The organism is Domibacillus tundrae, assembly GCF_000970675.1.
GTDB classification, from domain to species: domain Bacteria; phylum Bacillota; class Bacilli; order Bacillales; family Domibacillaceae; genus Domibacillus; species Domibacillus tundrae.
Window position 1 is genome coordinate 1 of sequence record NZ_LAJA01000042.1, and the last position, 12,161, is coordinate 12,161.

A 12,161-nucleotide genomic window follows, 5' to 3' on the forward strand; every position below is an offset into this window, starting at 1 on the left:
ATCAATGTTTATAGAGGGAGAATAGGTAAAGAAGGAAAATAAAAAAAACGATAGAATAGGTAATGAAAATCATTGAACTTAAGGGGATATGTATGCAAATAGAGGAGTTTTTAAAAGATATACCTACTTTTGAAACAAGTCGTCTTATTTTAAGAAAAGTCGAATTAAGTGATCTTGAGGATATATTTGAATTTTCTTCAGATCCTGAAGTAGCTAATCATATGACTTGGGAAGTTAATAAATCAAAAGAGGAGACATTCAATAATTTTGTTAGTGTTGTTATTGAAAATTATGAGAAGGGTCAATCTGGTGATTTAGCAATAGTTCATAAAGAAAGCAGTAAAGTAATCGGTACTTGTTCTTTTATCGAATGGTCTAATGAACACAGGAATGCAGAAGTTGGCTATGTACTAAATCGGAACTACTGGGGGATGGGTTTTGCAACAGAAGCCATTATTGAATTAATAAAATTTGGATTTGAAACAATTCAATTAAAACGCATTCAAGGAAGATGTGATATTGATAATTTTGGTTCTGAAAAAGTAATGTTGAAAGCTGGTATGTGCTATGAAGGTACTCTTCGTCAAAATGAATTCATTAAAGGAGAATTTAAAGATACTAAGATATTTTCAATCTTAAAAGAAGAATTTTTCTTAAACTCCCATGAAAATTCAACTCTTTAACTTCATAAAATGGCCATACTAAAGTAGACGCAGCCCATTCATTTTTTAAAAATGTTCAGCGCCATATTCGCGATCGTGCTGTTTTGGGATTAGGAGACCTTCGGTTCAGTGATCGTAACGTTGTACCCCAGGTTTTCTAGTCTTCGAATAGAATATCGTACAATAGAGAGTTGTTTTTGTTTGTCAAAATAATCTTCGCCTAAGTCTACGTACATTTCTTTACGTGTTAGGAGGTAATAGGAAATTTTCAATATGGCATGAGCGACGGAAATTCCGGCACGTTTTTTCCCTTTACGGGCTGCTGTGCGCCGATACAAGGCTCCAAGGTAGTTTTTTGATCCCCGCACGGAATGGGCAGCCTCTATTAAAGCAGATTTTAGATATTTATTTCCTTTTTTCATGTTTGCTGCCTTCCTTTTGCCCGCACTTTCATTATGCCCAGGTACTAGTCCTGCCCAAGAACATAAATGGGAAGCACTCGGGAATTGCTTTCCGACATTGGTTCCGATTTCAGCTAAGATTTGTTCGGCCATACGTGTGGAGATACCGGGAATGGAATCCAGCCGTTCAATGTCTTCTTGGGATGAGGTCAATCTAGCAGCCACCTCTTGGTTTAGTATCTCAATCTGTTCACTAAGAAAATCAATATGCGTTAGAATGGTCTTGATCATTAGGCGTTGATGTGGGTTGATATAGCCCCGGAGGGCAAGTTCAAGTTCATCTCTTTTTTTTCTTCATTGTACGGCGAGCGAAGCTTGCCAGTTTTTCAGGATCATCCTCGCCATCTGCGATGGCACGAAGCATGTCACGAGCTGAAACACCCATGATGTCGGAAACAACAGAGCCAAGCTTGATATTCGCTCCTTCTAATACTTTTTGAATCCGGTTATGCTGCCTAGCACGCTCTTCAATAATACTGCGGCGGTACCGAACTAACTCCCGCAGTTCCCGTTGATTTCGATCAGGAATATAACTAGCCTTGAGTAATCCATGACGGAGAAGATTGGCGATCCATTCGGCATCTTTAACATCTGTTTTGCGTCCGGGGACTGCTTTCATATGTTGAGCATTCACGACTAAAAACTCGATATTCTCGGCTTCCAGTAAGTTTACAATAGGTTTCCAAAACACCCCTGTACTCTCCATCGCTACGTGGGTACAACCATGCTCCTTAATCCAGTCCATTAACTGTATTAGAAATACCGTTTTAGTGGAAAACGTCTGAATCTCCTTTCCGTTCGGCGTCACAATACAAGCAGTAATCGAGTCTTTGTGAACATCCATGCCACATGCTCGTTCAATGATTACGTCCATTGTAATCATCCTTTCTACGGCAGCTATCAGTAGAGGCTGGTGCAACAACCAGAGTAGGATTAATCTCCCATGAGTGCTTCCCGTAAGGGAGCGACATTCTGTGATGCACCGTGGTCGTTGGAGTCAGACTAACGGATGGGCTCTACGGCACCATAGTTGATCGACCTTCCTCTTCCAGCCGTAGTATTCTATACCCCGTTCTACATTCATTTTCATTATCTGTGGTGTAGCGCTGATTTTGCGCTACATGGATGGCTAACGGGGTGCTTTAGCTTACCAAAGGAGGTAGCTACGGCACCTCCTTTTCTTATTGAACAAAAGAGGCAGGTTAGTTGAAGAAGTTACCCCTTTTTAGCTCGTTGCTAAAAACCCGGAGACTTACGTTCTGTTTTTTTCAATTGGGGTAAGATAAATTTAAAAAAGTTTAGGAAGGAAAACTATGAACAGTAAACAAGTTGCAGAAATGTTTGACCTATCGGTTGACACTCTTCGTTACTATGAAAGAATTGGTGTGATACCACCAGTTACGCGTGATAAAAATGGTTATCGTAATTATCAAACCAGTGATTTGAATTGGATTTTTCTTGCAAAAAGCCTTCGTTCAGCAGGATTATCCATTGAGTCATTGATTGAATTTGCTTCACTTGCAAGGCTTAGTGAAACCCAAAATGTGGAGGACGCTCAAAAACAAATATTGGTCGACCAATTAGAGGAAGTTGAAAAAAATATAGAGAAAATGAAAGAAGTACGTTCCCTCTTACAATATAAGATTGACACCTATGACGACCATATAGGGAAGTTCAAAAGTGGTGAATTGACAAAAGATAACGTGGAAAAGTTATGGGAGATGAAACATTTCAAAAAACGCGAATAAATTTCTTGCTATGGAGTTGACTCCACAGTTTATAGTAGCCTTATGTAATTAACCAATAAGGAGGCAGAAAGAATGAAAACTGTACAACTCAATAATGGTGTTGAAATTCCAATTTTAGGTTTTGGAGTATTCCAAATCCCTGGAGAAAAAACAGAACAAGCGGTGATTGATGCTATCAAAGCTGGTTACCGTCATATTGATACCGCACAATCTTATATGAATGAAACGGAAGTCGGATTAGGAGTTAAAAATTCAGGCGTTGCTCGCGAAGAGCTTTTCATTACAACGAAGATATGGATTGAAAACGTATCGTATGATGGCGTAATGAATTCTTTTCAAGGTTCACTTAATCGTCTTGGATTAAACTATGTTGACTTATTACTTATCCACCAGCCTTATAATGATATTTATGGTGCATGGCGTGCGATGGAAGAACTCCAAAAAGAAGGGAAAATACGTGCCATTGGTATTTCAAATTTTGCAGTTGACCGTGCAGTGGATTTATCATTGTTCAACGAAGTAACTCCAGCTATCAACCAAATTGAGATTAACCCATTCAACCAACAAACAGAAGCTATTGAAGCGTTAAAAGCACAAGGGATTTGTCCTGAAGCATGGGCTCCTTTTGCAGAAGGGAAAAATGAGATTTTTCAAAATGAAATTCTTAGTGAAATAGGTAAGAAATATAATAAGTCAGTTGCACAAGTCATTTCACGTTGGCTCGTGGAGCAAGAAATTGTAGTCTTAGCAAAAACGACAAATCCAGAACGTATGGCAGAAAATATTGATGTCTTTGACTTCAGCTTAACTAATGAAGATAAAGCAGCTATTGTGACCTTAAATATTGGAGAAAGCCAGTTCTTCTCACACGCTGACCCAAATATGATTAAGTGGCTTGCCGAAAGAAAATTAGATTTATAAGAGAGATTATTTTGTGAATTTTTAGAATAGTAATCGCATGAAATTAGCTCATTTAGAGCGTTGATTTCATGCGATTATTTTTTTGCCGCTTAAAGAAAAACAATCCTTTAATAAATTCACAAATATTCCTGCTTTAAAGTGCGTTTTAAGGTTTATAGTAAACCCAACTTCAATAATTCTTCTTCAACTAAAGGGTGCGTTAATTCAATAAGACCTATAAAAAATTAACAGAGACAGCCATGCTAATAAGATTCGCACCATGGCGCATGAAAAAACGTCTTTTTGGAAGGATATTTTCAGGGTAGCCTGTTTATTAAACGTACTTATTTAAGCTACGCCATAAACCCACATTTGGCTGTTCTGCTTATTTACATATAAACGCATACAAAAGCAGGTTAATAACAAATACAAAATTATATGGAATATAACGAAAATAATATTTTGCAGTTCAATATCTAAAGTGAATTACCGATATAAATAAAAGATGTGTAAATAATCGGTAATGGAGTGTTGTCAATGAGTTTTACAATTGGAAAAAAGTTGATGGGCGGATTTTTAAGCATTGCCGTTCTTCTTGGCATTATTAGTTTTATATCCTATTACAACATTCAAAAAGTGGATGATTCCTACTCGGATTTAGTTGATCGTCGAGCGGTAATTCTGTCAAACGTAAAAGACATCCAAAACTATGCTTCACGAGAAATTTCAAACGTACGAGGACTTTTATTAGAGGAAGAGGGTTCTGCAGAGGCTTTATCAGAATCTATTGCTGGAATTGATGAAAAAATTAAAAGTACAAACAGTTTAGTTCGTCGTCAAGAAGTCAAAGATTCCATGAAAGAGCTTTCTACATTGAATGAGGAATTTAAAAGTAAGGCAGAGAACTTTGTTACTTTGACGGAGACCAAAAAAGAGGAAGCTCAAAAGTTCGCTGGCGAAGAAGTTATCCCGCTAGCAAGAGAAATAAGAGATACAGCCGATAAAGTAGGGGTTTTACAAGCAACAAGTATGGAGGAAGGAAGCAAAGCGAATTCTGATATGGTTCACTCAGTTAAAACAACGGTGCTGATCTTGAGCGTAACCGCTTTTATTTTGGCTATTATAATAGGTACGATGATTACCCGAATGATTACCAAACCTATTTTATCTCTTGCAAAAGGAGCAGGAAGTATCGCATCGGGTGATTTGACTCAAGATGACATTCATGTGAAGTATCGAGATGAAATTGGAGATTTGGCAAATTCCTTTAATCAAATGAAGATCAACCTTCGAGAGTTGATTCATCAAGTTGGCTCAAATGCCGAGCAAGTAGCCGCAACATCGGAAGAATTATCTGCAAGTGCTGAACAGACGAGTACAGCGACGGAACAAATTGCAATGGCTATCCAAGAAGTAGCAGCTAGTTCAGAGAAACAAGTCTCTAGTGCCGTAGAGTCTAGTCAAGCGGTCGATGAAATTTCAAGAGGAATGAACCAGGCTGCAGCTTCTATTCAATCTGTTGCAGACTTAACAGCTGCTGCGAATGAGAGAGCAAACGTTGGAAATACAGTAGTTACCCGAACGGTCGAACAAATGAACCTTGTACAAGATTCTACAACTGAATCTTCAGTGGTTGTGAACGCTCTTGGTGAAAAATCAAAGGAAATTGGACAAATTGTTGAACTGATTACACAGGTTGCAAGTCAAACGAACTTATTAGCGTTAAATGCTGCTATAGAAGCGGCTCGGGCAGGTGAACAAGGAAAGGGTTTTGCGGTTGTAGCAGATGAAGTCCGAAAACTTGCTGAACAATCCGCTCACGCAGCAGGTCAAATTCGTTATCTTATACAGGAGATACAAACGGAAGCAGAAAAGGCTGTCCAATCGATGAATAACGGTGCAGACATTGTCCAACAGGGCATTAAAATGGTGGATCAAACGGGTGAAGCCTTCCGAGAAATCGTAAAGTCAATTGAACAGATAGCTGCCGAATCTCAAGAGGTTTCTGCTATTGTGGAACAAGTAAATTCGAGTTCGCAGAATATGATGGGAATGATGAAAGATGCCAGTCATATTGTTGAACAATCGTCAGGAAATATACAGAACGTGGCTGCTTCAGCCGAGGAACAAAATGCCGCAATGGAAGAAGTTTCAGCTTCAGCGGTAGTTTTAAGTGAAATGGCTCAGGATTTACAACAAGTGATAAGTAAATTCAAAGCTTAATAAAAAAGGTATCCTCACTGGTTTAATGCCAGTGAGGATTTTTTGAATATGAGAAGTGGAAAATAAAAGATGTTACAAATTTATTCATATAAACGCATACAAAAGCAAGTATCGTAGAAGCCTAGAGTGAAGCGGATTCAAGTAACGGCGAATTTCATGATGGGACTGAAAAACAATTAAACTGAAACAGATAGATTATGACGAGCAAGCCTCTAGAAGCACGTGTAGCCTATTTTATAAAGAAGGTAGTGTTAGGTGTTGATAAGGTAGATGAAAATCGGAAAAACGCCTATAGAGGATACAAGCTGCGACCAGATGATCACTCGGGTTTATAAAGCAGGGACGATAATATGTATATAAAGACTGATGTTGATTTTCTTATTGAACTCCCATGTAAGAACGAGTTTCCTTACATAATCTGTGGTGCAGTGGTTGTGTTGCATGGATGGCTAACGGGCAGGTTAGTTGAATAACCAGGAAAAGGTTCGTGGATGTAAAAAAAGCAATGTAGTGTGATGAGGAGGAATTAATATGCTAAGGATAACTGAAAATGTAAAAGGCAAATCCTATAAACAATTAATAAATTTACTAGCAAAACATTGTAATCGTTTTGCTTTTGTTGAGAATAGACAAATGATGGAGAATGAAGAAGAGCGTCTTGCCTATATTGATAATTTGACGGTCGATATTAAAGGACATTTACTTGAAAGGAAAATTCAACGGAAATGGGAAACCACAAAACTTTCTGGAGGTACAGCATACGTTTTTTATTTTCAGTTGAATAATGCTACAAGGCAATTTTTGAAAAAGCGTAGCAATTCTCTTTTTGATTGGATTAGCCCAGAGCTGCCAGAAGACTTAATGTTTTATCAAAATGATAAATGTATATTGGCTGTATGCTCACACGAGGGATTTTTTATGGTTGATGAAACTATATGGGACAGTTTCTTATTAAGCTAACGGGGGCATATGTTTAAGAACGGGAGTTGCTGCGGCACCTCCTTTTCTTATTGAACAAACGGGCAGGTTAGCATAATAAGCAAAAGTGATACAATTAAAAATAGGTCTTGTTTTCAGGGAGGTAAAACATGGTTTACAATTCACCGAAAGAAGCGGAGTTAAAGGTGAAAAATTTGGCTAAAGGTACCATAGCAGCGGGGGCTCGTCATACCGTTGGGACTAAATCTGATGGAATGGTGATGGCTGTTGGTGATAATAAATATGGACAATGTGACGTAAGCGAGTGGCACGAAATTGTTTCGGTCGCGGCTGGTAATGTTCATATGGCGACGAACACGGGGAATGCTCATACAATCGGTCTTAAATCGGATGGGACTGTGGTTGCCGTGGGTTGGAACAAGCATAACCAATGTAATGTAAATGACTGGTGCGATATTGTAGCGGTAACGGCGGGTTGGCGGCGTACCATTGGTCTTAAAGCAGATGGCACCGTGGTGGCTGTGGGTCGAGATAATGAAAACCAATGCAATGTAAGCGGATGGCATGATATTGTAGGGATTGCAGCGGGGGACTGGCATACAATCGGTCTTAAATTAGATGGGACTGTGATGGCTGTGGGTAATAATCGTTATTGCCAATGCAATGTAAGCGAATGGCACGATATTGTAGCGGTGACGGCGGGGTATCTTCATACAATCGGTCTTAAATCGGGTGGGACTGTGACGGCAGTGGGTTTGAACAAACATGACCAATGCGATGTAAGCGGATGGCACGGTATTAAAGCGATAGCAGCGGGTAGTAAACATACAATCGGTCTTAAATCGGACGGTACTGTGGTTGCTGTTGGTTGGAATGAATATGGACAATGTAATGTAAGTAAATGGCGTGATATAGTGGCGATAGCAGCAGGTTGTGCCCATACGGTCGGTCTTAAATCGGACGGCACTGTGATTGCTGTGGGTGATAATCAATATGGACAATGTGATGTAAGCGGATGGCACGGTTTGCAACTGCCAAACAATTAGTTTACGGATAAATGGGTACAGTCCCTGCAACTAATAAATCAAAAAAGGATTAAACATAAAAGATATAAATTCTTTATTCAATTAACGGGGGCATATGTTTAAGAACGGGAGTTGCTGCGGCACCTCCTTTTCTTATTGAACAAACGGGCAGATTAGTTGCATAACCGGCGAGTAGAATATTTTATTTTTGGGAGATGACTTTTGATGTTAAAAGATGTTTGTGATTGCGAATTTACCACTTCATTTAAACTAGAAGCAGATTTTGTAGCTGACCCTATTTGGTGCAACATATGTGGCTGGAATCTCGATATTGATGACTTTCCGTTGACAGATAATCTTAAAGATGACTTATATCAATGGACTAAACAATATAAGAAAATCCCAATAAATGAATACAATGAAATCGGGCAAAATCTTACTGGAAAAGTGCAAGAAGAATTAGGTACAGAATATAGAATCATACTTATACCTGACAAGTAATAACTCTCAGATGGACGAGGAGTTACTAACGGGCAGGGTGAAATGGAGTTATTTTTTTTAGCTAACAGGGGCTTTTGTTTAATACCTCGGCTGTTATTTTGGTAGCTTTTCTTATTCAGCTAACGAGCAGGTTAGTTGAACAAGAGATAGGAAATAGTACATCTGCCGATTGGCGTTCAGCGTGCTTGAAAAAATATAAAATTGTCCGATAACAACGTTATAGGTTTCTCAAGCATAACTAGTTTAAAAGGAAGGGCGATTATGAAAAGTCAAAATAGTCCATGAATGAAACGGCAATATGCCGATCATGGGCCTTTAAGGAGAGACACAATGTACATTTCTTACCAGGAGCTCAAATATTATAACCGGTTCATGAACCAAGTGGAAGATTTACTTCAAATTTGCCAACTCGCATTGGGAGCGAAAACTTTTTATATTGCACATTTGGATCAGGGGTGTTGGGTGGATGGATGAAAAGGATAAACACTTGTCCTACGGAGACGCTTCTTATGTATTCCCCCTTGTGCAGTAGGAGAACTTTGCGACTTTCAAAAAATATCTGGAGATTTAAATTATTCGTCTGGATTATCAAAAATCGCTGCCTACTCTTAACTAAAGGATGCGTTCGTATTATAGAGTTAACCAGTTTTTACTGGTAGCTCCTTTTTTTTTATAGGACCTATTATTTAGGGCTGGGGAATATCCGCCAGCCCTTTCCTGCTTAATAATCATAATACAATTCTTCCGCCCGCTTCTTGTCCGTTCCCTTCAGATAAGACCATATATAGCGAGGGTTTGTGACCATAACCCAATCCCCGAATTTATCAAACTTTCTGCTTGATGTGAGCATGCCAAAAGGGATGATGCCGAAAAGCTTTCGATTTACCAGCCCCCACATCATCAGCCGATGGGCAAAATCAGCGTCTTCGGCCATAAGCAATTCCTCATTGAATCCATTAATGGCCACGAAATCTTTTCTGTAGCACCAGAAAATCCCAACTGAAATCAAACCATACTTGATTAGCATTGGAATGGATATGGCTGCAACAGATGTTAGAATCCCCAAAGACATACGGTCAAATAACCCGGATGTCCCGCCACCGATAAATAACCCGCTCGATAATAACAAATTCACTCTAGATAGGAATCCTTTAGACATTCTGGTATCTGCATCTATCGTAATCAGAATATCTCCAGTGGCAACTTTCGCCCCTACATTTCTAATCTTTGAAAGATTTTTGTCCTTATTTTTGATCGTGATCGCATTATAGGATTTTGCGATCTCCTCCGTCCGATCTGTACACCGATTCAACACAACAATAATTTCAACCTGATCCTTATACCTCTTTGAAGCAGCTTTGATGGATTCCAGACACCCCGCTATATATTTTTCTTCATTGTGGGCAGGTATGATGATAGAAAACTTCTTATTCCTATTTTCCTGTGTCAATTTTCTCACCCTTTCTTTATATAATTCAAATTCAAAAAGTGGCAGCTTAGAAGATTGATTCTATCTAATACCACTCAGTTATATAAAATATGAAAAAAGTGACGGATTGCTTGTACATTTTTCCTGTTTCTTATAAGAATGTTAGTGGATTCAACGAATTTACAAATGAAGTTATATGAAAATATAGGAAAATGAGACGGAGTAAGTGGTATACATTTGGGAAACTGACGGATAAATCTTTATGTGTTCAATTGAATAGCTGGCTATGTATAAAAGTGGAAAACTCCTTGTCTCGCTCTTAGATTTATATTCGAAGGCAATGTAACTTCCAATGTTGAGCCAGAGAACGATAAGGCTATTGGTCTTGATCTAATTATTCCTAAATTAGACTTCAAAGGATTCGAGCATTATTGGGAAGTTTTCAATCCTTATAAATTAGAGGAACCTGTGGCGGCCAGTTTATCTGATGATATTTTGGATATTTATAAAGACGTTAAAAAAGGAGTACTTTTGTATGAGCAACGAGAATTTACAGAGGGAATCTGGGAATGGAAATTTAGCTTTGAAACACATTGGGGCAACCACACAAGAGACCTGGGCGACTCAGAAGTGCATTTGCTGCACTTGCTGGTACTACAAAATAACGGCGGCTCCAAACGCAAAACAGGAGTTTTCTATCAAAGCCGAATTCTACCCCTTAAGTGAAGGGTGAATTCTGGGCTTCACCACCACATATCAGGTTAGTTAAAAAGTTAATAAATAAGAACCATCAACAATTTCGTAACGTATACATATCAACACTTAAAGATAACAGGGGGCCTTACTTAAATAAGAAGTAAAGTACTTCCTTATTCAAGTAAAGAGGCAGGTTAATTGAAGAAGGATTTTTACTTCCCAACAAAGAATATTAATTTAGATAGTAAAAACAGTCTTCTTATAAGGGAGTGAAAGGAGTATGTTTAGTAAAGTCGGTCAAATTATGTTGTATGTCAATAACCAAGATGAGGCAGTGAAATTCTGGACAGAAAAATTAGGCTTTACTGTAATAGCTGAAGAGAACAACAATCAGGGATTGAGATGGATTGAAATTGCTCCAAAAAAAGGTGCAGAAACAAGCGTCATTCTGCACAATAAGGATTTCGTTTCTAAAATGTCTCCTGGATTAAATCTCGGTACTCCTTCTTTAATGTTTTTCACGGAGAATCTTGAACAATTACACAGTGACTTATTAAATAAAAATATTACAGTCGGAGAGATTGTAAATATGCCATCTGGTAGAGTATTTAACTTTGCAGATAATGAAGAAAACTATTTTGCAGTAATGGGAAAAAAGTAATTTCCTAAACAACGAGTTGTGAGCTACAGATAAGGTTACCAAATCCAGGTGGCTTTTTTTGTTATGTGAAGGAAAGATTGTGAAGAAATGTACTTAAACTCCCATGTAAGAACGAGTTGCCTTACATAATCTGTGGTGCAATGCTTGCGCTGCATGGATGGCTAACGGGGGCTTTTGTTCAATATCTCGGCTGTCATTTCGGCAGCCTTTTCTTATTCAGCTAAAAAGGCAGGTTTGTTGAAGAAGGATATTTCCTGTTTTAAGGGAATTAGAATTTCGAACAAACTTTACACGAATACAGGTATTGAAAATAACAGGAACATAGGAGGTATCAGATATGAAGATCAATAGAATAGATCATGTGAGTATAAACGTAAATAATCTTTCAGAGGCTAAAGCGTTTTTTCTTGATTTAGGACTTGAAGTGCAAGCGGAATGGGAATTGGATGGTGAACAGTTGGATAGAATAGTTGGGCTTAATGATGTTAAAACGGCATGTGTAGGATTGGGGATGCCAGATGGTCAGACATGGATAGAGCTAGTCAAATTTTATACGCCATCAGATGAAAAAGATATTCAGCAACCTTTTGCAAATACGCTGGGTATCCGACATATTTGCTTTGCTGTTGAAGATATTGAAGCTGTTGTTGCAAAATTGAAAAAGAGGGGTACGGAAATCTTTAGTGAGATACAGCAATATGAGGAAAGTTATAAGTTATGCTATGTTCGTGGTCCAGAGGGTATTATTTTAGAGTTGGCGGAGAAACTCAGATAAATATTGAATGGACTTTAAATAATTTAGATTTCAAACTTTAAAGATTTCTTCTTAAACTATCGGGGTGCTTTTGTTTAATATCTCGGCTGTGGCTGTCATTTCGGCAGCCTTTTCTTATTCAGCTAAAGGGGCAGCATTCCT

11 protein-coding genes and 1 pseudogene are annotated in these 12,161 nt (G+C 38.4%); 10 read left to right on the plus strand and 2 right to left on the minus strand.

Translation table 11 applies throughout. The features are described 5' to 3' along the window. Positions 1-62 precede the first annotated feature (62 nt). On the plus strand, positions 63-683 hold the full coding sequence (locus VQ00_RS17415) for a GNAT family N-acetyltransferase (protein WP_052728654.1): 621 nt from the start codon (positions 63-65) through the stop codon (positions 681-683). Positions 684-772: 89 nt separating this feature from the next. Here the strand turns inward: VQ00_RS17415 and VQ00_RS17420 are convergent. Continuing rightward, positions 773-1,997 (minus strand): annotated as a pseudogene (locus tag VQ00_RS17420) (IS110 family RNA-guided transposase). Positions 1,998-2,436: 439 nt separating this feature from the next. Here VQ00_RS17420 and VQ00_RS17425 point away from each other — a divergent pair. The 6 genes from VQ00_RS17425 (at position 2,437) to VQ00_RS17450 (ending at position 8,459) form a co-directional block, all read left to right on the plus strand. Then, complete coding sequence (locus VQ00_RS17425) at positions 2,437-2,871, plus strand: MerR family transcriptional regulator (RefSeq protein ID WP_046181401.1); 435 nt, start codon at positions 2,437-2,439, stop codon at positions 2,869-2,871. 72 nt (positions 2,872-2,943) lie between these two features. Next, entirely contained in the window at positions 2,944-3,792 is an 849-nt protein-coding gene (locus VQ00_RS17430; protein ID WP_046181402.1) for an aldo/keto reductase, read from the plus strand. Between the two features lie 516 nt (positions 3,793-4,308). After that, positions 4,309-5,994 (plus strand): methyl-accepting chemotaxis protein, encoded by a 1,686-nt coding sequence (locus tag VQ00_RS17435; protein ID WP_046181403.1) that lies wholly within the window; start codon positions 4,309-4,311, stop codon positions 5,992-5,994. Between the two features lie 531 nt (positions 5,995-6,525). Beyond that, positions 6,526-6,954 carry a hypothetical protein gene (locus tag VQ00_RS17440; RefSeq protein ID WP_046181404.1) on the plus strand — a complete coding sequence of 143 codons (429 nt, stop codon included), beginning with the start codon at positions 6,526-6,528 and terminating at the stop codon, positions 6,952-6,954. 128 nt (positions 6,955-7,082) lie between these two features. Beyond that, positions 7,083-7,979, plus strand: coding sequence for an RCC1 domain-containing protein (locus tag VQ00_RS17445; RefSeq protein ID WP_046181405.1), 897 nt, complete (start codon positions 7,083-7,085; stop codon positions 7,977-7,979). A 204-nt stretch (positions 7,980-8,183) separates the two neighbouring features. Then, positions 8,184-8,459: a hypothetical protein gene (locus tag VQ00_RS17450; protein WP_046181406.1), complete on the plus strand. Its 276-nt coding sequence runs from the start codon at positions 8,184-8,186 to the stop codon at positions 8,457-8,459. Positions 8,460-9,180: 721 nt separating this feature from the next. On the opposite strand, the gene VQ00_RS17455 is transcribed toward VQ00_RS17450, so the two are convergent. Next, complete coding sequence (locus VQ00_RS17455; protein ID WP_046181407.1) at positions 9,181-9,918, minus strand: glycosyltransferase; 738 nt, start codon at positions 9,916-9,918, stop codon at positions 9,181-9,183. A gap of 366 nt (positions 9,919-10,284) precedes the next feature. On the opposite strand from VQ00_RS17455, the gene VQ00_RS19285 reads away from it, so the two are divergent. From VQ00_RS19285 to VQ00_RS17470, 3 genes are all read left to right on the plus strand, one after another. Next, positions 10,285-10,614: a DUF5063 domain-containing protein gene (locus VQ00_RS19285; protein WP_281175943.1), complete on the plus strand. Its 330-nt coding sequence runs from the start codon at positions 10,285-10,287 to the stop codon at positions 10,612-10,614. Positions 10,615-10,864: 250 nt separating this feature from the next. Next, entirely contained in the window at positions 10,865-11,245 is a 381-nt protein-coding gene (locus VQ00_RS17465; RefSeq protein WP_046181409.1) for a VOC family protein, read from the plus strand. Between the two features lie 337 nt (positions 11,246-11,582). After that, positions 11,583-12,020, plus strand: coding sequence for a VOC family protein (locus tag VQ00_RS17470; protein ID WP_046181410.1), 438 nt, complete (start codon positions 11,583-11,585; stop codon positions 12,018-12,020). Positions 12,021-12,161: the final 141 nt, after the last annotated feature.